At 48.2% G+C, this 21123-nt stretch carries 16 protein-coding genes; 11 read left to right on the top strand and 5 right to left on the bottom strand.

The window, feature by feature from the left end; translation table 11 throughout:
* Positions 1-23: 23 nt before the first annotated feature.
* The 3 genes from NF212_RS10610 to NF212_RS10600 form a co-directional block, all read right to left on the bottom strand.
* On the bottom strand, positions 24-563 hold the full coding sequence (locus NF212_RS10610; protein WP_434355388.1) for a hypothetical protein: 540 nt from the start codon (positions 561-563) through the stop codon (positions 24-26).
* Positions 564-732: 169 nt separating this feature from the next.
* On the bottom strand, positions 733-1233 hold the full coding sequence (locus NF212_RS10605; RefSeq protein WP_434355386.1) for a response regulator: 501 nt from the start codon (positions 1231-1233) through the stop codon (positions 733-735).
* On the bottom strand, positions 1230-3176 hold the full coding sequence (locus NF212_RS10600; protein WP_434355384.1) for an ATP-binding protein: 1947 nt from the start codon (positions 3174-3176) through the stop codon (positions 1230-1232). Before NF212_RS10600 ends, NF212_RS10605 begins: the two co-directional genes overlap by 4 nt.
* A gap of 358 nt (positions 3177-3534) precedes the next feature.
* On the opposite strand from NF212_RS10600, the gene NF212_RS10595 reads away from it, so the two are divergent.
* The 8 genes from NF212_RS10595 to kdgR all read left to right on the top strand — a co-directional run bounded on the left by NF212_RS10595 (position 3535) and on the right by kdgR (position 13767).
* Positions 3535-4842, top strand: coding sequence for a DUF945 family protein (locus tag NF212_RS10595; RefSeq protein ID WP_434355382.1), 1308 nt, complete (start codon positions 3535-3537; stop codon positions 4840-4842).
* Between the two features lie 141 nt (positions 4843-4983).
* A complete protein-coding gene (locus NF212_RS10590) occupies positions 4984-5400 on the top strand; it encodes a CBS domain-containing protein (RefSeq protein ID WP_434355380.1) in 417 nt (138 codons plus the stop codon).
* Between the two features lie 353 nt (positions 5401-5753).
* On the top strand, positions 5754-7172 hold the full coding sequence (locus tag NF212_RS10585) for an SLC13 family permease (RefSeq protein ID WP_434355378.1): 1419 nt from the start codon (positions 5754-5756) through the stop codon (positions 7170-7172).
* The gene (locus NF212_RS10580; protein ID WP_434355376.1) at positions 7172-8533 is read left to right on the top strand and encodes an ATP-binding protein; all 1362 of its coding nucleotides are present in this window, start codon (positions 7172-7174) and stop codon (positions 8531-8533) included. Before NF212_RS10585 ends, NF212_RS10580 begins: the two co-directional genes overlap by 1 nt.
* Positions 8520-8999, top strand: a complete 480-nt coding sequence (locus NF212_RS10575; protein WP_434355374.1) for a response regulator — start codon at positions 8520-8522, stop codon at positions 8997-8999. The genes NF212_RS10580 and NF212_RS10575 overlap by 14 nt, the downstream gene beginning before the upstream one ends.
* An 85-nt stretch (positions 9000-9084) precedes the next feature.
* Positions 9085-11493 (top strand): zinc/cadmium/mercury/lead-transporting ATPase, encoded by a 2409-nt coding sequence (locus NF212_RS10570; protein ID WP_434355372.1) that lies wholly within the window; start codon positions 9085-9087, stop codon positions 11491-11493.
* Between the two features lie 258 nt (positions 11494-11751).
* Positions 11752-12519, top strand: coding sequence for a uridine phosphorylase (udp, locus tag NF212_RS10565; RefSeq protein WP_434355370.1), 768 nt, complete (start codon positions 11752-11754; stop codon positions 12517-12519).
* A 462-nt stretch (positions 12520-12981) separates the two neighbouring features.
* Positions 12982-13767 carry a DNA-binding transcriptional regulator KdgR gene (gene kdgR, locus NF212_RS10560; RefSeq protein ID WP_434355368.1) on the top strand — a complete coding sequence of 262 codons (786 nt, stop codon included), beginning with the start codon at positions 12982-12984 and terminating at the stop codon, positions 13765-13767.
* Between the two features lie 127 nt (positions 13768-13894).
* On the opposite strand, the gene NF212_RS10555 is transcribed toward kdgR, so the two are convergent.
* Together NF212_RS10555 and NF212_RS10550 are read right to left on the bottom strand one after the other, a co-directional pair.
* Positions 13895-15316: an IS1182 family transposase gene (locus tag NF212_RS10555; RefSeq protein WP_434355366.1), complete on the bottom strand. Its 1422-nt coding sequence runs from the start codon at positions 15314-15316 to the stop codon at positions 13895-13897.
* A 113-nt stretch (positions 15317-15429) separates the two neighbouring features.
* Positions 15430-16587, bottom strand: a complete 1158-nt coding sequence (locus NF212_RS10550) for a Card1-like endonuclease domain-containing protein (protein WP_434355364.1) — start codon at positions 16585-16587, stop codon at positions 15430-15432.
* Positions 16588-16824: 237 nt separating this feature from the next.
* On the opposite strand from NF212_RS10550, the gene treR reads away from it, so the two are divergent.
* The 3 genes from treR (at position 16825) to treC (ending at position 21086) form a co-directional block, all read left to right on the top strand.
* Positions 16825-17787 carry a trehalose operon repressor TreR gene (gene treR / locus NF212_RS10545; protein WP_434355362.1) on the top strand — a complete coding sequence of 321 codons (963 nt, stop codon included), beginning with the start codon at positions 16825-16827 and terminating at the stop codon, positions 17785-17787.
* A 142-nt stretch (positions 17788-17929) separates the two neighbouring features.
* A complete protein-coding gene (treB, locus tag NF212_RS10540) occupies positions 17930-19354 on the top strand; it encodes a PTS trehalose transporter subunit IIBC (RefSeq protein ID WP_434355360.1) in 1425 nt (474 codons plus the stop codon).
* A gap of 67 nt (positions 19355-19421) precedes the next feature.
* Positions 19422-21086: an alpha,alpha-phosphotrehalase gene (gene treC, locus NF212_RS10535; protein ID WP_434355358.1), complete on the top strand. Its 1665-nt coding sequence runs from the start codon at positions 19422-19424 to the stop codon at positions 21084-21086.
* Positions 21087-21123 lie beyond the last annotated feature (37 nt).

Here is a 21123-nt window from a genome sequence, read left to right as displayed (position 1 = left end):
ATTTTTCGGACAACTTTAAACGGTTAGAACTTAAAGCGTGCGCTCAACATAACCTGATCACCATACCACTCGTTAAAACGGGCCTGCGCGCCGATAGAAAAGAGTTCTGTGGCATGGAAACGGCCGTAAACTGAGCCGAAGAATTCGTCATTGTCGTTAAGGTTGAAGTTGCCCACCTGTGCACCTACTTCAAACTGCGGTGCAAGCCACTGGCGAACGCCCAGGTTAACTTCAACACCGAAATCAGAAGAGTGATGATCCTTTTTCACGTTGCGGAGCAACAGTTCACCGGTGACGTCTGCCCAATTGTTTACAGGGGCGTGAAAACCGATACCGGCTGACGTATCAAAATCGCCTTCAAATTCAGTATCAGCTTCAACCAGAATGTGGGCATTTGGATGAATAGACATGCTACCGGCTGCGCCATAGGTCAGTGGACCAACACCCATGCGGGCTTCGAAGTAGTCGTAGCTGAAGTTGCTCATCGTTGTCATTTCTTGAGCAGCGGCTCCGGTACTGAACGTAGCAAGCAACAGCGCTCCGATAGTAAGTGAATTTCGCATTCGTCCTTCCATCTTTGAATATAAAAATAAAATTAATTACGCCATTGTAATCGTGGTCACTCTAAGTAGACAACCAGCGTTACCTGTTGATGGTGCGATTACAAGCAAATTGGCTCAATTAATCTGGTTTTTTATGCGAAAACTCACATCGCCATAGATGCTGAACCTGTCAGTTGTCCGAAAAATCCAACCGTCTTTCAGAAATCGCATTCATTAACCGGTCTGCATCCAGAATTTGTACCCAGGGCAACAAGTTGGATTCTGACTCAATGACGTAAGTCGTCAGTTGGTCAATGACAATTTGCCGGAGCTCAACTGCGTTCCAAGGTTTGGCAATATAGTAATCCAGGCTGGCATTGTTAACGGCCTCTACGGTTTCTTCCAAACCAGCCTGTCCTGTCAGTAATACCTTACGTGCCCGTTGGGTGAAGTCCTGCTGTTCCAGCTCGATAAGGAAATCAACCCCTCGTTCACCAGGCATCATATGGTCACAAAGGATAAGTGCCAGTTTTACACCGTCAGCGGTTGATTCTGCCAACAGTTCTCTGGCTTCATTGACTGATTCACAAGCTTCCAGATGGAACTCATTGGCCAGAGGGGACAGGTCATGTAATACCGCATCGAGTACATCCCGTTCATCGTCTACGCACAAAATCATGTATTTATTCATTTTCTCTCCGTTATGACAGGGGGAGTGACTGGTAAAATGACGCGCATTTTGGTGAAACGTCCGGGTTCTGATTCCACATCTATTTTACCGCTGTGCTGATGGACAATTTGCTGACAAACGGTGAGCCCGATTCCTAGCCCAAAATGGCCCTCTTTTTTTGTGGTGTAGTTAAGCGTAAAAATTTTTTCTTTCAGTTCATCCGGGATACCAGAACCGTTGTCTTCAACTACAACTTGTACGGCAGGGGATGCGCCAAGTGCAGTTGTAGTAACGTAAATGGCAATTTTTCCTGGCGTGGATATGGCATCCAAAGCGTTGGCAATGAGGTTAGTCCAAATTTGCTGAAGTGCGACTGGCTGGCACAGTATCTCCGGGACTTCATTATAGTGGCGCTCCAACGTATGGTGTTTGAGCCTGTTTTCAAATATCACCAGTGTATCTTCGATTCCTTCCAGGATGTCGGTTGTACGCCAGCTTTCGTCATCAGGCCGGGCATACCCTTTTAGGCTCCGAACCAGGCCTGCGATGCGCTGTGCACATACATTGACTGAACGAAGGGAGACGCCGGTCTGGTGGTATTGTTCCAGCGTGCTTATTTGTGCTTCTCTTGCGGTTTGGGATGATGGCAGCCAGGTCAATTCATCTGACTGTGTAAACCCCATACTGACCAGTTTACGAGCCTGCTGTCTGTCTCCGATTTGCTCTTCGAGTTCCCTTGCTAAGCGCCGGGCATCAGCCGTAGACATCGGCTTGGCATCCATGGCTGTTTTCATGGTATCGAGCGCAAGCGCATGTAACGTTTCGTCTGTGGATGATCGGGTGCAGTGGGAAATAGTTTCTTTAAGGATGTCGCTGTTGCGCAGAATCGCAGATACAGGGTTATTAAGCTCATGGGCAACGCCTGCAACCAATTGACCGAGCATGGCCATTTTCTCTTTTTCTATCAGTTGCTTATAAGCAAGTTCTAGTGAGTTAAGTACTTTCTGCAGCCGGATTTCTGTAGAAATGCTCCCGCGGAGACGGCGGTTAAATTGTCTGAATAAAAACTGAGTGAACAGCGGAAGGAATTCGACCCTGTCCTGCATTACCTTGTTAAACAGGTTCTTATCCAGCTTTATTACCCGTGTTTTTGTCAGAGTAACACCGGTGGAGAAAGAGAGGTTCCCTGTCACAAATGACATCGATCCTATCAGGCTCCCTGCCTTGAGAGTGTCAACTGTGTGGGTGTTGCCGTCTTCGTCCTTTTTTTTCAGTGAAACTTCACCTTCTGCTATAAACCAGAGAAAGCTGTTGGGTTGGCCCTCGTGTGTGAGTATGTGATTGGCACTGTATGTCCGGCAGGCGTTGGTTTCATCCTGGTTGTTGAAGTACTCATGGAGCAGGGAGATGATATTGTCTGCTAACTGGACATCGTCTATTTGTGGGTTTAGGTCGATGATTCCCATACGGTAGCGCATAAGTTGCCTGTCGATATGGGCACTGAGAAGACGCTGGGAGTCCAGAACCTGGCAATATGGCAGAAGGTTATCATCGCAATTTTCAAGAATGTAATCGGTTAGTTCTTTAATAATGGCCCGATTGAGCTCGTCACGGTTCCAAGGTTTGGTCAGGAAATAATTGAGTCTCCCTTCATTGACGGCCTGCATCAGTATATCCAGTTGAGGCAGATCACTGAGCAACATCGTTTTGGCTTTTTGGCCTGAGGGGTGGTCGTCAATTTCCAGAAGAAGCTCAATGCCTCTTTGCGTCCCGAGTTCATTGTCGCAAATGAGGAGCCCTATACGCTGGTTATTGTTGTTGAGGTAATCAAGGTGTTCCCTGGCTTCTTCAACGGATTCAGCCGTAATAACATCGAAACAAGCGGTAAAATGTGCCAGTTCCCGGTGAAGTTTCTCGACGACCATTGAATCGTCATCAAGGCAGAAGATGACAAATCTATTCATACAGTTTCCTGAATGCCGTTTATTTAGGGCGTGTTTTTCTCTCAATTCCAGGTTCAACCCGAAAGTGTGGGGCCAATTTTACTTCTCACTGCATTGCTGGAATCTTATGTAGGAGCACGCCACACCAGTTCCTTCATGTTGTAGGCACTCCATATGGTGCCCGATAGAACGAACTTGGAAAGATCACTACGCTTTAAAAGCTTAACCCTTTCTTCGGTAAGGGTTTGAGACACTGGCAGCAAAGCTGATATTGGCAAAGAGAACAGGGGGATTGCCCCAAGTTATTGAGAGATAAGTCTCTCTCTTTCAGATGAGTTTGATATAGTAGCCGCAGAAAGGTTAATCAGACGGAGTGTCCATGTTATTTGGAAAGAAAGCGGCGATTGCCGGAGCAGTGTCTATGGCAGTTTTCTGGCCGATGGCCAGTGGGCAATTTGGCCAGAATGCCTTTGATAACGCTTTGGCAGAGCTGAAAACCAGCCCTTATGTGAAAATTGAGGAAAGCACGTATCAGCGTGGTTATCTTTCTTCCCAAGCAGAGAACCGTCTCCTTATCACTGGTGAGCCCGGCGAGTTGCTGAAACAAATGAATATTCCTGTTGAGTATGTGATGGACAGCCGTATCAGCCATGGATTGTTCAGCATCAGCACGAGTACCACCATTAAACCGGTCGGTGAGAAAACTAAAAAAGCCATCTGGAAACCTTCGGATACACCCGCTTCCATCAACAGTGAAACCACCGTATCTGGCAGAACCAGTTTCACGATGAATATGGCAGCGATCAGCGCCGAACTCGAAAACGCGGATATTGTGACCTCTTCACTGGTAGTGGAAGGTGTGGTCAACCGTGACGGTGTGGCTGCCTTGACTTACCGGATGCCTTCCATTGCGGTGACTGAACCAGCAGGAGGCACGCTGAAAGTTGAACGCCTTTCTGGCAAGGCAAATGGCAAGATGGAAGGAAACTTTTGGATTGGCGAACAGTCCGGTAAAGCCGGTGCGATTAAAATTACCTCATCTGAAGGTGAATCCGTTACCTTGGACCGCCCGGCATTGGTTGCAAGTAACCGGCTTGTATCCCTTGCTGAGCAAAGCGAAAGCGAGAATAGCCCCGAATTTTTAAACAGCGATACAACCTTTACTCTCAACAAAGTGTCTGTTGATGGTGCTGGGGATATCCTGAAAAACTACAAAGCGTTGCTGCAATTCAAAAACCTTAATGCTGCCGCGTTGTCTGAACTTGCCGCCATGAGCGAAACGCTTGACGAAGCACCGTCTGAATCCGAAGTGTTGAAAGTACAGAATGCGCTAAATCGCTTGGTTGAGTCGGGTATGGACATTGTGTTTAACCAAAGCGGTGTATTGGAAGAGGGCGCTGCGAAAGCTGACATTTCATTTAATGTTGCTGAGGGGACGGAAAATGTCAGTGAAAACATTTTTGCCTTATTTAATGGTTTAACCGGTGCTATTAATATCGAAATGCCCCAGGCCACCGCAGTAGCGTTCTTTACGCCGACTGGCTACGAGCAGCTACAAAGTATGGGGCTGGTGCAGGAAAGAGACCAGAACGCTGTTATACAAGCTAAGGTAGACGGAGCGGATTTGGTGCTTGAGAATGGTGAAAGACTTCCTCTTACTACATTGTTCCTCGCTTTGTTTGCATAGAGGGAATGTGGTAAAGAATTGTTTCAGTTTTATTGATAGGTGTCATATATCGGTAAAATCTGTGTTTCCGATTTAGTAATTTACTCAGGATGAGCGACACTAATAGTGAAAGCAGTATTCTGAAATAGCCGGGGGGCGCGAATGGAATCTTTAAAAGTACGTGACCATATGAACAAAAGACCGGTCACTTTTTCTCCTAACATGTCGCTTTCTGAAGCACTGGACAAGTTGATTAAAAGTGATCATACCGGTGGCCCTGTCATCGATGAAAACCGCAAACTTGTCGGGTTCATATCCGAACAGGATATGCTGCATATCCTGCTGAAAGTTGGTTATAACTGTCAGGACACCCACACGGTTGGAGATATCATGTATCGTGACGTATTGTCCGTGTCTCCAGAGGATTCCATCATTTCTATGGCAGAAAAGATGGCACCGAACAAACCGAAACTTTACCCAGTTTGTGAAAACGGGCGGTTGGTAGGGATCATTTCACGCAGAAACCTGCTGCGCGCAATTAGTGCACAAATCGGTGAATGTTTCGCCCATCCGGTATAAATAAAACCAAATGCCCAAAAATGGAAAAAGCAGCGCCTCGCGCTGCTTTTTTGTTCGTTTTTGTGGTTTGGTTTTACCCAATTCTCAAAAAAGTGTGACGGATGATCACATTTCCTTTATTACCTCTGTTCTGTCGTGACATTTATTGATCTGCTTCGGGTTTCGTAATCCTCCAACAACCCACAATCGGCTGAAATACATGGCTTTTTGACCAGCCAATAACTTTCCCTGATCCCTTTCCGAACGAACGCAACCTGAGCAAAAGGGAGCCGTCGTGCGTGTGGAAGATATTTGAACCCACCATAGAGGGGTTAGGAAAAGTTATTCATTTTTCTGATTAAGGGACTAGTAGGATGAAAGGCCAGTTGTTGAGGTATATCTTACCTATTGTTATTCCTCTGTTGATTTTGATGCTTCCTGCATCGGCATTTCCTTTTGAAACACTGACTGTGATGCAGCAGCGGGTGATTGCTGTGTTTATTCTTGCTGCATTGTGCTGGGTGCTTGAGCCTATTCCCATCTATGCAACCTCTGTTGTGGTCATCGTGCTTGAGCTGCTATTCCTGTCCGACAAGGGTTTGATTTTCTTCCGTGGTGAGGCAGGTCAGCCGCAGTTTGGTGATCTTCTGAACTACAAAGACATCATGGCAACCATGGCGAGTCCAATTATCATGCTGTTTTTAGGTGGTTTTTTCCTGGCGATGGCTGCGACAAAATACCGTCTCGATGTGAACTTGGCCCGAGTGCTTTTAAAACCTTTCGGTAATGATCCCAAGATGGTTATGTTGGGGTTAATGCTGATTACGGCCATTTTCTCCATGTTTATGTCAAACACGGCAACCACGGCGATGATGCTGGCTATTCTTACCCCAATTCTTGCTGTGTTTAAACCAGATGACCCAGGTAAGGCGGCGCTCGCCCTCTGTATCCCGGTTGCAGCAAATATCGGCGGGATTGGTACCCCAATCGGTACACCGCCAAATGCCATTGCATTGCGTTACCTGACAGGGGAGAACTTTATTTCCTTTGGTGAGTGGATGGCGTTTGGTGTTCCGTTTGTGGTGCTGATGCTTGCGCTTGCTTGGTTCTTACTCTGTTTCCTGTTCCCGGCGAAAGAAGATCAGGTCAAGCTGGATATTCGGGGCCGTTTCCTGAAAACACCCAAAGCGATTACCGTATATGTGACCTTTGCGGTCACCATTCTGTTGTGGCTAATGGGCTCTGCCCATGGCATGAACTCTTATACCGTTGCCCTGATACCTGTCGCGGTGTTCTCTATGACCGGCATCATCAACAAAGAGGATCTCAAGAAGATTTCCTGGGATGTTCTCTGGCTGGTATCCGGCGGTTTTGCCCTGGGTCTTGCATTGGATAAAACCGGTTTGGCCGGCCTTGTCGTCCATAGCATCCCATTTGAAGAATACTCACCGTACGTTGTGTTGGTAGGCGCAGCAATGTTGTGCCTGCTGATGGCCAACTTTATGTCACATACCGCCACCGCGAACCTGCTGATGCCTATCATGGCAGCGTTGGGAACATCCATGGTGTCGTTGGTACCGCTTGGTGGAGAAGTGACACTGATTCTGGTTGTGACCTTCGCGGCTTCATTGGGCATGTCCCTGCCAATCAGTACCCCGCCAAATGCCCTGGCGCACGCATCCGGTCATGTTTCCAGTAACCAGATGGCGAAGGTTGGTGTGATCCTCGGTGTGGTTGGGGTCTTGCTAAGTTTCGTCTTGACGGCGTTGTTGCACGTAACGGACTTTTTGTAATGAGTGTGCCCGTCCCCCAACGAGATGTTGCTCTTACCCGGGTTGTCAGCGTTTATTTCAATGACCCGGACCGTCAGGTTTCCGTCCCCAAAGGGACGGAAATTCTCAGGCAGGATGGTTTTAACGACCGCCTTTACTACCTGAGATCAGGCCTGATTGCCGGTTACCATGAGCAGGAAGATGAGGAAGAGGCCAGCGAGGTTTTTCAACTCGAACCCGGCAATTTCTTTGGTGTACACAGCTTCTTTGCCCGGACGCTGACTGCGTCGACCACGGTAGTGGCAGAAACAGATTGTGAACTTGCGTGGATTGATATTAATACCCGCGCAGAAGACGAGTTGGTGTATGGCTCAATAGCCGCGCAATTTATGCCAATCATTATTGATGAACTGGCAAAGCGGCAGCAGCGGACTTCTTCGGCTGCGCAGACGAGGGAGCGGGCACTCAAAAAGCTCTACCTGGCAGAAGAAATGACAACCCTTGGCCAGCTTGCTGCCGGTATTGCCCATGAGCTTAACAATGCAGTAGGGGTATTGAGCAGCAAAACTGAAACACTCAAGGATGCATTTGCTGAACTGCTGACGAAACAAGACGAATCAGCAACGGTGTTTTTTGATCAAGGCCTGATGTCAGGGCAATCAATTTCTTCACTGGCAGTGCGTCAGCGCAGCCGGGATCTGGAAAAGAAACACCACCTCAGCAAAGAGCAGGCGCGCCAGCTTGCAAGGGCAGTCCCAGAAGGTGAGGTACCAGAATACTGGCTGGATAACCTGGATGATGCGATTCACTGCTGGGATCTCGGTCGTGATTTGCATGACCTTCGGCTTGCAGCGCGCCATGCTGTTGCTATTGTGCGGTCGGTAAAGCAATTGGCTGGTGCAGATCATGAGCGCTCGGAAGATGTATCGGTTAATGACACCATAAATAAATCCCTGTCGCTGCTGCAGCGGGAACTGCGTCATATCAGTGTAGTGATCCGTCCTGCTTCAAATTTGCCCACAATTCGCGCCAGCAGCAGTGAGTTGGTACAGGTCTGGGTCAATATCATTAAAAACGCAGCTGAGGCGATGTCAGATGTAGAAAGCCCGCATATTGAAGTGGTGACCAAGGAAGCGAGGGGCAGGCTGGTGGTCACTATCACTAACAACGGGCCGCAGATAGATGAAGCGACACGGCGGCAGATATTCCAGCCGAACTTCACCACTAAAAAAGGTGGTCTTTCATTTGGGTTGGGGTTGGGGCTGTCGATTGTTCAGAGGTTGGTTCAACAATATAACGGGTCAATCGCAGTTAAGAGTGACGAGCAGAAAACAACATTCAGGATCAGGTTACCCATAGAGGAAGAGTATGGAAAAGCTTAACGTAATCTGCGTTGATGATCAGCGCGAAGTGTTGAGTGCGGTTCTCAAGGATCTGGCACCTTTAACGCAGTGGCTAAATGTCGAAGATTGTGAGTCGGCTGATGAAGCGCTGGATCTGATGGATGAACTGGATGCAGACGGTGAGTTCATTGCTGTTGTGGTTTCAGACCATGTAATGCCGGGAAAAAGTGGCGTTGAGTTCCTGACGGAGCTTTCTGTGGACTCGCGTTTTAAGAATACCAAGAAAGTCCTGTTAACCGGGCAGGCAACTCATCAGGACACTATCTTCGCTATCAACCGTGCCAGAATAGAGAACTATTTTGAAAAGCCATGGCAAGCCGTTGAGTTGAGGGAAACGGTCCGTCAATTGGTGACCGAATTTATCTTTGATCAGGGTCTTGACTATGCACAGTGGGGAGATGAACTGGCACAGGACATTGTTCTTGCAAGGTTAAGTGCCCGCTAAATTTCATTTTTCTCACAGGTCAGCTTGACTCTGGAGCTGACTCCAAGGTTTATACTTTACGTAAATAAACCAAAGGAGTCAGCTTATGCACCAACACCTTCATCATGCCTGCCACCACTGTGGTTCTGAGCATTGCCAAAATCCCTCTCACCGCGCAGTCAACGCTGCCGTGAAACCCAAAATCACCCGAAAATTATCGGTTACATCTGTCGCACCGGTACCTGTTGATGGTTCAGACGACGGACTTTCAGAAGAGGCTGACGACCCGGCGCGAGACGGGTGTTGCTCTACTGGGGCGTCTAAACCTTCGCATCTCCTTACTGACTCCGGATGCAACCAAGGTTCATGCTGTTCCAGCGTTGTAACACCCGAAGAAGAAATAACTGGTGCTGCAGCTGCTTTACAATGGAAAGTGGGTGGTATGGACTGCCCGAGTTGTGCAGCCAAACTTGAAAAGGCAATCATCACTGTAGAAGGTGTGTCGTCCGCTCGCGTTGCGTTTGCAACAGAAAAACTGTTCGTCGAAATCGATAAGCCCAAAGATAAAGTTGAACCCCAAATTTTAGCCGCGGCCAAAAAGGCCGGTTTTGATCTTGTCTCAACGGCTGTATCTGGTTCACCGGGCTCTAAGGTCTCTTTTTGGCAAAAAGATGGCCTGCTGGCGGCACTGGTTGCGCTGATGGTTCTTGGGGGCGTGATAAGGCAGTTCGACCAAGGGCTGGGGCAACTGGCTTTTGCCATGTCGGCGGTGCTGGGACTGGCACCTGTCGCACTGAAAGCGATACGTTTGGTTCGCTCAGGTACCTATTTTGGTATTGAGACGCTCATGACGGTTGCTGCTTTTGGCGCACTCTATCTGGGGGAGTACATTGAAGCCGCGATGGTAATGGTACTGTTCCTTATCGGAGAACGGCTTGAAGCGTATGCCGCATCAAGGGCAAGAGCAGGTGTAGAAGCCCTGATGGCGTTAGTGCCGGAAAAGGCCGTACGTATTGTCAACGGAGTCCGCGAGACTGTCGATGTATCGGCACTTCAGCAAGGAGACATTATTGAAGTGTCCCCAGGTCAAAGACTCCCTGCTGATGGTGAAATAACCAGTGGCGAAGCCAACTTTGACCAAAGTGCAATGACAGGAGAGTCTATTCCTGTTGCATTCCCGTTGGGGGGAAAAGTCATGGCCGGTTCGCTGGCTGTGGATTCGGTTGTACAGTTGAAGATTACATCCAGGTCTGGGGAGAATGCCATTGACCGCATCCTTCACCTTATTGAGCAAGCCGATGAGAAAAAGGCTCCTTTTGAACGATTTATAGACCGCTTCAGCCGCTGGTACACCCCCGCGATGATGGTTGTTGCAATTATGGTTGTTATTACGCCTCCTCTGTTGTTTGCCCAGCCGTGGGATGTATGGCTGTACCGTGGTCTGGCGATGCTTCTTATTGCCTGCCCGTGTGCTTTGGTCATCTCCGTACCAGCATCCATTACCTCAGGCCTGGCTACTGCAGCTCGTCGTGGCGCACTCATTAAAGGCGGTGCTGCGTTGGAGCAACTGAGCCATATAGACGTAATAGCGTTCGATAAAACCGGTACGCTGACAGAAGGTAAACCGAAGCTGACAGATTTCATGGTGTGGTCAACTGAGGGACCGGTGCAGTCGGCAGAGGAACTCCTGAAACTGGCAGCATCCGTAGAGCACGGCTCTCACCACCCGTTAGCAAAGGCAGTACTTGAGGCTGCTGAAACAAGGGCAATTCTCGTACCTGTTGCCGAACAGCGTGAGACACAAGCTGGGATTGGCTTGTCAGGTGTGGCAGATGGCAAAAAAGTTGTCATTGTTGCTGCGATGAGAATGGGTGAAAACAGCTTAACCGGGCAACAGCAACAGCAAATTGAATTCCTTGAAGGACAAGGAAAAACAGTGGCAGTTGTTGTTGTAGATGGTTTAGCTGCCGGGATTCTAGCCTGGCAGGATACCCTCCGGGAAGATGCCGTCCGGACTGTTGGGAAGTTACGTGCCATAGGGGTTAACAGCGTTATGCTGACTGGGGACAATCCTACGGCGGCGGCTGCAATTGCTTCAGAGTTGGGTATGGATTTCAGGGCTGGCCTGATGCCTGCAGACAAAGTCTCTGCTGTAGAGTTGCTCAACCAGAATACTCGTGTAGCTATGGTTGGCGATGGCATCAACGATGCACCGGCGATGAGAACGGCATCAATGGGGATCGCCATGGGCGGAGGGACTGATGTAGCGTTGGAAACCGCAGATGCAGCACTTACCCATAATCGTCTTGAAGAACTGCCAGGTATGATCAAATTGGCCCGAGCTACAACAGTAAATATCCGGCAAAACGTAACATTGGCCTTGGGCCTGAAAGGTGTTTTCCTTGTCACCAGCCTGTTAGGTATTACCGGCCTTTGGGTTGCAGTGTTAGCGGATAGCGGGGCAACGGCACTGGTCACCCTTAATGCACTTCGTCTGTTGCGGTATCGCGATTAACACAAGCTTGCCGAGAAAACGCACCTTTTGGGTGCGTTTTTTTGTACTAAATTTCAGTGCAACGTAGAGGACGAATTTCATACAATGGTGATATGAGTCACTTCTATGTGTAATATGAAACGGAGTCATTTCATTAACTGTGATGATAGTCACTTTAATGGGTGGGTGATGCGTTATTCTAACCACATAAATGATTTTCCTGCGTTGTCTCTCCAAGTAATACAACGAACCCTGAACTCTCAAAAAGGAGTGCCTTACATGTCTGATTCAAATGTTTTCCATCTCGGCGTCAGCAAAGCGGATCTGCAAGGTGCAGAGCTTGCAATTATTCCTGGCGATCCTGCACGGGTTGAGAAAATAGCCAGCCAGATGGAAAATCCTCAGTTTTTGGCAAGCCACCGAGAGTATACCGTTTATCTTGCGGAGCTTGACGGTCAAAAGGTCGTTGTCTGCTCAACAGGTATTGGCGGCCCTTCGACGTCCATTGCGGTGGAAGAACTCGCCCAGTGTGGCGTTCGCACTTTCCTTCGTGTGGGTACAACCGGAGCCATTCAGCCAAACATTAACCCGGGCGACGTTATTGTTACTACAGGTTCCGTACGTCTTGATGGTGCAAGCCTCCATTTTGCACCGATGGAATTCCCTGCAGTTGCCGACTTTGATGTTGCAACAGCAATGAGAGAGGCGGCCGTAGAAGCCGGCGTTTCTGTACACATGGGTGTAACAGCATCAAGTGATACTTTCTATCCGGGCCAGGAGCGCTACGATACCTTTAGTGGTCGCGTCGTACGCCGCTTCCAGGGTTCGATGAAAGAGTGGCAGGATATGGGAGTGCTCAACTTTGAGATGGAATCAGCGACCCTGTTGACCATGTGTGCGAGTTCAGGTCTCCGTGCCGGATGCGTCGCCGGCGTCATTGTAAACCGTACGCAGAAAGAGATTCCTAGCCACGATACCTTGAAAAATACCGAGACGGTATCAGTTAAAATTGTCGTTGAAGCAGCCAGAAAAATGCTTAAAAAATAATAAGATAATTTCTCATCAGTAAATTCTGGTAAAGCCCGCTCAGTTAGCGGGCTTTACTTTTTTACAGTGAGGAATTTTAGATCTCCATGGTGAGTTTTGATGAGGTAAATTTCATCTTAACTCGAAGTTTACGAATTGCAGTATTGTCTAGTTATTTTTTAATGTCTCATAAATAATATTTGTACATAAAATGAGATTAAAAAAATATGAAACCAAATGCTTTTATTAGAAATAAAACTGTCATTTAGTTGCCTGAATTTAACATATTGAAGGAAAGGTGTCTCACTTTTGCTTTAAGCAATCGGGATTACTAAATAAACATATCCTAAGTATTGAGTTGTTTCTCAGTTTGTGGAATGTTAATGATTATTTGTTAGACACCGTTCTATAAGCTCAAACATTATAACTATATGTAAATGGATAATTTGGCGGAAGAAATTACATCTAGTGGTGGTAATAGATATGACTTCGATAAAACAGCCAGAATCAGTGTCCTCAGTGCTTAAAATATTCGGTATATTACAAGCAATAAGTGAAGAGAGGGATATTGGAATCAGTGACTTGTCACAAAAAGTGATGATGTCAAAATCAACAGTATATCGGTTTCTTCAGACTATGAAGACACTGGGTATTGTTTCGCAAGAAGGAGACTCGGATAAATACAGTATGACCCTGAAGTTATTTGAGCTCGGCTCAAAAGCGCTGGAACATGTCAATTTAATTGATTTGGCTGATTATGAAATGCGCAAAATTTCAGACAAATATGGTGAGTCAATTCAATTAGGAACCCTTGATGGAGATAGCGTAGTTTATTTACATAATATAAATGCAAGCTTTTCTCTTGGGGTTCAGTCCAAAATAGGTTACCGCGTTCCCTCATACTCTTCATCAATTGGTAAAGTTTTTTTAGCCTCGAAGGATGATCAGGAAATTAAGCATCTCTTTGAAGAAAATGAAAAGAGTAAAATGCTAAACAGTGAAACAATTGACCTGGGTGGGCTACTTAAGGATCTTTCCAGTGTGAGAGAATTGGGCTTCGGCGAAGAAAATGAAGACCGTGAAGCCGGGTTAAGAAGCTTGGCAGTACCTATTTACGATCGGTTTAATTCAGTGGTCGCAGGGCTGTGTATATCCTATCCCAGCGTACGGTACAGTGAATCGGTGCGACGGGAATACCTTTCCTCTATACGGGATGCAGCAGAGCGCATTTCTAAAAAGCTGGGATGTACGGGTTACCCCATTCATTAACTGACTATATGAGAAAAGCCCTCTGGTGAGGGCTTCAGATTGCTGACTAACCCCGCTTTTTCAAGCGGGGTTTTCTTTTGTTAGCGGCCGAAGGCCGCGATCGCGCTATTTTTCCATATTGTTATGTTCAGGCCGCTTTTAGCCCATAGACGCTAAATTGCATCACTCTCTGGACTATTTGGCGCGCATTGAGCCCAATTTTGCGAAGATAAGCCTCCATCAGGGCTATCTTTTTGATGTTCTGTGCCGCTGCGGCCAGGAAGCACTGGATTTGTACTTTCAACAGGCCACGGAACCTCGCATAGCGATGGCCATGGTGTTGTTTGGCATCCGCGAAGCTTCGCTCCACCGTCTCTGCCCGTCGTCGGTACACTTTCTTACCCCAAGTGGTCAGTCTCAGGGCATTGGCATTCTCAACCGATTTCTCGAACAGGTGCCGGGTTATCACCCGTTTGTGGTTTTCACTCTTGGTGCAATCAGCACGCAGTGGACAGGTTTTGCATGTCTGCGGGTTTGAGTGATATTCACGGTAAGCTTGTCGGTTGGTGGTCTTGTAGACCAGTGCCTGCCCCTGAGGACAGAGATAGCGGTCCGTCTCTTTGTCGTAACGGAAGTGCTTTTTCTTGATAGGATTCTTTGTACGGTGAGGCCGGCGGTATCCCATGACCGGCAGGATTTGGCGCTGCTCCAGTTCATGGCAGATAGTAGCGGTGAAGTAACCGGCATCAAGCCCGGCGGCGATAGGCGAGAGCGTAAAGCGCGCTAACGTGGTATCCAGACGGGTGATATACGGTTGGGCGTCATTCACATTGCCCGGCGTGACATGGGTGTCGAGGATGATGCCGTGTTTGCCGTCGACGGTGCGATGGTCAAGGTAGAAGAAGCCCTGGGGCTTTTGGTCCCGTGTCATGAACCCGCTTTCTGGGTCGGTGGCGCTGACTTTGGTGTTTTTCTCGATGTGAGCATCTTTTGGCTTGAGCGGGCGTTTTCCTTCCGCTGCACGGTCAGCTTCAACTGCTTCATCTAACAGCTCGGCATAAGCGCTGATGTTTTGTTTCACCAGTTCGTTACGGTATTTACGCTTGTTGGCATTGGCTTTCAGGTGAGTGCTGTCGGTAAATAAGACACGTCCATCGACCATGCCTTTATTCATCGCCTGTTCGACGATACGGATGAAGAGGCGCTCAAAGATATCGGTACCGTTGAAGCGACGGCGGCGGTTCTGGCTCAAGGTGGACGCATCAATCACCTTTTCAGTGAGCGACATCCGCAGGAACCAGCGGTAAGCGATATTGACCTCGATGTCTTTAACGAGCTGGCGTTCACTTTTGACGCCGAAGAGGAAGCCAAGGAGCAGGATTTTGAACAGGCGAACGGGGTCTATCGCAGGGCGGCCATTGTTGTGGCAATAGAGGTGGGCGACTTCGTCGCGGATAAATTCAAAGTCGACAGCAGCATCGATTTTGCGAACGAGATGGTTTTGGGGAACCAACTGTTCGAGTGTCACCATCTCAATTTCATATTGTTGAGGGCCAGGGTCTTTAAGCATGTCACCACATCCATGATTGATTTGCTTATCCCTTATTAGATCAGAGCCCCAGCCAAATGGCTAGGGCTTTGTCAGCAGTCTGAAGCCCTCTGGTGAGGGCTTTTTCGTCTCGGTCATTTGGTGCTGCCGCCCGCTCCAACGAGCCATTCACTTAAATGTGTCTTAAGGTCACCAAGTTGCTCCGGTCCTATCAACGCAAGGCCCAGATCTGTCGCCCGGTTTATATCGTGCTGGCGTAGCGGGCGGAAACTGACCAACATTGCCCGTGCCTGTAAACCACCCAGCAGATCGCGCAGCGATTCAAGTTTGTAGAGGGTATCATCCCCATCCTGAGACATGCCTTTGGTTTTGCATTCAATGATGTGAAGTTTGTTGTTCACGATCGTTGCAACGTCCAGCTCATTGCGCACTTCTTTATCGCCAATCTGGCGATACACCTGAACACCCAAAGAATGGTCCTGGATTGTCGGTAATTCGCGCTGGATTTCACCTACAGTGAAGTGAACCAGGTTTTCGAGCCATTCACCGTTCGAGAAGCGGCGGGCTTCCTCGCAGGAGAAAGTCAGGATACCGTTTTCATATTTTGCCAGGCTGGTTTCGATCAGGTCATCAATCAGAATACCCAGTTCACGGTAACCTTGCTGCTTTTCGCTCAGTTCAACGTCAAGGCGTTGCTCTTTGCGACACGTGGTTGCCAAGTAGTTCAACGTAGCAAGGCCAGGGCCGAGCTCCAAGGCGTTGCTTGCCCATTTCTGGCCGAGCGCGTAAATACGTTCATCCAGACAGCCGGTAAATTCGTGTTCCGGAAACTCACAACGCGCGCCGAAGATCGAAAGGTAATCGGTAAGCTGAATAACATCATCGACTTGCTGCTGTTCATGGCCTTCTGGATACAGCCAGCAGAGTTCATCGCTGTAAGGTTCTATTACGTAGATAGGCCAGTGATAGGTTCGGAAGACTTCGTAGGCTGAAAGGAGACGGTGGCGGAGGCCGCAGCTTGCATTGAAGTAGATTTCACGGCCGCTCTGTTCAAGTTCTTCGGCCAGCGACTTAATTTGCTTTTTAATCAGAGAGACATTGATGTCGTCAGAGACTTGGAAAAATTCGCTTACTATGCCGCGAGGAGTGAGGATATTTGACAAGCGTTCAAACTGTTCCTTCTGGCACTCGACGCCAATGAATATCATTTTACTCACTTTGGGCTGGTGGTGAAGCAGCGCAGTAACCAGCCTTACTGGATCGGGATCGATAATTCCCACATGTACAGTCATAATTTGTCTCTGTTTAGTAACGGCTCCAGCGCAAAAAAAGTGGCAACAGCATAAGCTCGGGAGCGCAGCGCAATATATATGACAATATTTGGCCTTTAGTGTTCACTTTCAAGTAAAAAATGCCATTTCTCACAAAACCCTGACCAAACACCTGTGATCGTTGAACAGAAAATGATTGATTTGAAGTTTTTAGTCTTCAAAATGTAAGGAGCATTAATTTTAAAACTCCCTGATGTTATGGCGAAAAAACTGACAATTATAGATATTGCTAACTTGGCTGGTGTTGGGAAATCCACGGTATCGAGAGTGCTGAACAATGATCCCAATGTAAAAGCAGCTACCAGGGAGAAAGTACAGGCAGTGATTGCCGAGCACGCGTTTGAACCCTCAAAATCGGCTCAAGCGATGCGCGGAGGTAAGACCAAATTGGTGGGCGTCATCATCGCAAACCTCTCCTCAAACTCCGAAAACAGCGCGGTAGGAGGTATTCTGGAAACCCTTTATGGACAGGGGTTTGATGTTGCCGTAATGGAGAGTCGATTTGATGACTCTAAAGTGGCAGAACACCTCGCTGTACTTAAAAAGCGCGATGCCGAAGGCGTTATTTTGTTCGGTTTCAGTGGTTGTAACTATGACAACCTGAAGTCTTTCAGGCAAAAAGCGGTTGTGATGGCTGTAACTCATCCTGATTACCATTCTGTCAGTTACGACAACCAGGGGGCTATCTCCCAACTATTGGATCATCTTTATGGCATCGGGCACCGGCATATTGCCTATCTGGGTGTGGATGCATCGGATAAAACGACCGGTGAAGAACGTCAGGTTGCATACCTGGCGTTTTGTCAGGCCCACGCCCTGTCCCCTTGTTTTACAACCGCCCCTATAGAACTTGAAGCCGCTTATGAGCGGGTTGATGACCTGCTCGATGATGACACCGATGCAGTTGTCTGTGCGTCTGATACCCTTGCATTGGGGGTTTGCAAACGTCTTGCAGATCTTGGACGCACTGATATTCAGGTTGCCGGTGTGGGTAACAACCCGATGCTCCGGTTTATGTTCCCGGAATCAACTACCGTTGAACTGGGCTTTCGCGATGCTGGAAAGAAAGCGGCGGATCAACTTATCTCTTCGATTTCCAACCCCTCAGCGACAGAAGTGTCTCATCAGGTACAAGACTGTCGACTTATTGCGGCAAAATAGCCCAGGTTTACTGACCATACTCTTTTCCCTGTGATGCTCTTCACGTAATGGGAACATTCCCATTCATGATGTCGAGTGATGGATCCATACTGATATTGGGAACGTTACCAACTGCACAATTAGCTAAATATGGATACCGATTATGAGCACTATTACAAGACAAGAGGTCGAGCGCTTGGTCGAGCTAATTGGCGGAGCAGATAACATTGCTACCGTCAGCCATTGCTTGACTCGCCTGCGTTTTGTCCTTAATGCACCAGAGAATGCCCAAGTTAAGGAAATAGAAAAAATTAAGATGGTGAAGGGATGCTTCACCAATGCAGGTCAGTTTCAAGTGGTGATTGGCACTGAGGTGGATCAGGCTTTCAAGCTGCTTGAGGAAGTGACCGGTAAGAAAGGTGAGTCTAAAGATGCTGCCAAGAAGGCTGCGCGCCAGAACATGAGCCTGTTTGAGCGGACGATTTCGCATCTGGCTGAAATATTTGTCCCACTGCTCCCAGCCATTATCACTGGTGGCTTGATACTTGGTTTCAGAAATGTCATCGGTGACATAGCGCTGGTTGACGGTAAAACTCTCACCCAGGTAAGCCAGTTTTGGGCCACTGTGCACTCCTTCTTGTGGTTGATAGGGGAGGCTATCTTTTTCTTCCTGCCTGTGGGGGTCTGCTGGTCAACGGTCAGGAAACTGGGTGGAACGCCAATACTGGGGATCGTGCTTGGCATTACGCTCGTTTCACCACAATTGATGAATGCATATCTTATTGGTAAACAACAACCGGAAGTTTGGGATTTCGGTCTGTTTGTCATCGAAAAAGTGGGGTACCAGGCGCAAGTTATTCCCGCAATGCTGGCTGGTATGGCGCTGGCATTTATAGAAACCCAGCTAAAGAAAGTCGTTCCAGGCTACCTTTACCTGGTTATTGTTCCGTTTGTCTCTATTCTGGTAACAGTTTTGCTGGCGCACGCCATCATTGGTCCTATTGGCCGCGAAATCGGCAATGGGGTGGGATACCTTGCCCGCCTTGCTATGACCGGTGACTGGGCATTTATCGGTTCAGCCCTGTTTGGCTTTTTTTACGCACCCTTAGTTATCACGGGTATTCACCACACCACCAACGCCGTTGACCTCCAACTTATGCAAGATATGGGGGGAACCCCAATCTGGCCGCTTATAGCGCTCTCCAACATTGCCCAGGCGTCAGCTGTCGTCGGCATCATTTGGGTGAGTAAAAAAGAGAACGAAAGGGAGATTTCGGTGCCTGCAGCAATTTCTGCCTACCTTGGTGTTACTGAACCTGCTATGTACGGTATCAATCTGAAATATGGTTTCCCGATGCTCTGTGCCATGGTTGGTTCAGCGATAGCGGCGACGCTGTGCGGTTTGTTTGGAGTAATGGCGAACGGCATTGGTGTGGGTGGGTTACCTGGCATTCTTTCAATAAAACCTGCCTTTTGGGGAGTATATGCAGTAGCGATGGCAATTGCTGTCGCTGTGCCAATGTTGCTTACGATTACCGTGTACCGTCGTAAGCAGGCGAGTGGCCAGTTGGATGAAGCCGCGGCATAACCCAGTCATCTACGCAAAAAGTGGGGCAGGTTTTGTCCCACTCCACTATTTAACAGCGAATCTCATTATGAACAGTGACAATCGAGAGTGGTGGCACACTGCCACTATCTATCAGATATATCCGAAAAGTTTCTGTGACAGCAAGAACCTGGGCACCGGTGATCTGAAGGGAATAATCTCGAAACTGGACTACATCCGGGAGTTGGGTGTCGACGCTATCTGGCTCACACCGGTGTATGTTTCCCCTCAAGTCGATAACGGCTACGACATTGCTGACTATTACAACATCGACCCCTCCTTCGGCACCATGCAGGATTTCGACATGCTGCTCTTTGAAGCGCACAGGCGAGGAATTCAAATTGTCATGGACATAGTGGTTAACCATACGTCTACTGAGCATGCATGGTTTAAATCGGCGTTGGGAAATAAAAAGAGCCCTTATCGGGATTACTACATCTGGAAAGATCCGGTGGACGGGAAAGTTCCGAATAACTGGCAGTCTAAATTTGGTGGCAGTGCCTGGGAGAAGGATGAACAAACCGGGCAGTATTACCTTCATCTGTTTGCCAAAGAGCAAGCAGACCTGAATTGGGAAAACCCGCAAGTGCGGGAGGAGGTGAAGAAAATCATCCAGTTCTGGGTAGAAAAAGGCGTTGACGGCTTCCGGCTGGATGTTATTAACCTCATATCAAAAGATCAGGCGTTTCCCAATGATAAGTCAGGCGACGGAAGGCGCTTCTATACCGATGGCCCTCGCGTTCACGAATACCTGCAGGAAATCAGTTCCGATGTTTTCCAAAAATACGGCGTGGTGACTGTCGGTGAAATGTCATCGACGTCAATTGAGCACTGCCGCCGTTACTCAGCGGTTGATGGCAGTGAATTGTCGATGGTGTTTAATTTCCACCACTTGAAAGTTGATTACCCGAACGGTGAGAAATGGACCCTGGCCCCCTTTAACTTTATCACCCTGAAAAAACTGTTTTCAGAGTGGCAGAAAGGTTTGCATAACCAGGGATGGAATGCACTTTTCTGGTGTAACCACGACCAGCCTCGTATTGTCTCGCGGTTTGGAGATGATGGTGACTACCGGGAACATTCAGCCAAGATGTTGGCGACCGCTGTCCACATGTTACAGGGAACGCCATATATCTATCAGGGCGAAGAAATTGGTATGACCAACCCTCATTATTCAGATATCAGCCAATACCGGGATGTTGAAAGCTTGAATATGTACAACCACATGTTGGCGAAGGGGATGGATAAGCAGGACGTACTGGCAATACTGGCTTCAAAATCCCGTGATAACTCCCGAACACCCATGCAGTGGGATGACACTGAGCATGCCGGATTTACCAAGGGGGTCCCCTGGTTACATCCGGGTGATAACTACAAAGACATCAATGTAAAAAAAGCCATTTCAGATCAAAATTCAGTGTTCTATTTTTATCGGGACCTGATTGATCTTCGTAAGCGCCTGCCAGTTGTCACCGAGGGGGACTTTACTGATTTGGCCCCGGATCACCCGTCGATATTTTGTTACCGGCGAACCTATGGCAAAGAGCATTTGTTGGTAGTGTGTAATTTCTATGCTGATAACGTGGAATTTGTTATCCCCGACACGCCGGCAGGTCAGGCTGAGAAAGTGTTAGGTAACTACACCGGGGACGAAGGTATTGACGGGCAGATTCACCTTCGCCCTTATGAATGCCGGGTGTATTACGTTAGTTGATTACCTTACCCCAACAAAAAAACGCCGGTATGCGAAT

Origin of the sequence: Parasalinivibrio latis (genome assembly GCF_036825535.1) — a bacterium.
GTDB classification, from domain to species: domain Bacteria; phylum Pseudomonadota; class Gammaproteobacteria; order Enterobacterales; family Vibrionaceae; genus Parasalinivibrio; species Parasalinivibrio latis.
The sequence above is the reverse complement of the archived record's forward strand: the minus strand, read 5'-3'. Positions and strand labels throughout refer to the sequence as shown.

Coding starts and splice junctions, on each gene's coding strand:
- NF212_RS10610 (WP_434355388.1), bottom strand. CDS start 563: ATGCGAAATTCACTTACTATCGGAGCGCTGTTGCTTGCTACGTTCAGT.
- NF212_RS10605 (WP_434355386.1), bottom strand. CDS start 1,233: ATGAATAAATACATGATTTTGTGCGTAGACGATGAACGGGATGTACTC.
- NF212_RS10600 (WP_434355384.1), bottom strand. CDS start 3,176: ATGAATAGATTTGTCATCTTCTGCCTTGATGACGATTCAATGGTCGTC.
- NF212_RS10595 (WP_434355382.1), top strand. CDS start 3,535: ATGTTATTTGGAAAGAAAGCGGCGATTGCCGGAGCAGTGTCTATGGCA.
- NF212_RS10590 (WP_434355380.1), top strand. CDS start 4,984: ATGGAATCTTTAAAAGTACGTGACCATATGAACAAAAGACCGGTCACT.
- NF212_RS10585 (WP_434355378.1), top strand. CDS start 5,754: ATGAAAGGCCAGTTGTTGAGGTATATCTTACCTATTGTTATTCCTCTG.
- NF212_RS10580 (WP_434355376.1), top strand. CDS start 7,172: ATGAGTGTGCCCGTCCCCCAACGAGATGTTGCTCTTACCCGGGTTGTC.
- NF212_RS10575 (WP_434355374.1), top strand. CDS start 8,520: ATGGAAAAGCTTAACGTAATCTGCGTTGATGATCAGCGCGAAGTGTTG.
- NF212_RS10570 (WP_434355372.1), top strand. CDS start 9,085: ATGCACCAACACCTTCATCATGCCTGCCACCACTGTGGTTCTGAGCAT.
- udp (WP_434355370.1), top strand. CDS start 11,752: ATGTCTGATTCAAATGTTTTCCATCTCGGCGTCAGCAAAGCGGATCTG.
- kdgR (WP_434355368.1), top strand. CDS start 12,982: ATGACTTCGATAAAACAGCCAGAATCAGTGTCCTCAGTGCTTAAAATA.
- NF212_RS10555 (WP_434355366.1), bottom strand. CDS start 15,316: ATGCTTAAAGACCCTGGCCCTCAACAATATGAAATTGAGATGGTGACA.
- NF212_RS10550 (WP_434355364.1), bottom strand. CDS start 16,587: ATGACTGTACATGTGGGAATTATCGATCCCGATCCAGTAAGGCTGGTT.
- treR (WP_434355362.1), top strand. CDS start 16,825: ATGGCGAAAAAACTGACAATTATAGATATTGCTAACTTGGCTGGTGTT.
- treB (WP_434355360.1), top strand. CDS start 17,930: ATGAGCACTATTACAAGACAAGAGGTCGAGCGCTTGGTCGAGCTAATT.
- treC (WP_434355358.1), top strand. CDS start 19,422: ATGAACAGTGACAATCGAGAGTGGTGGCACACTGCCACTATCTATCAG.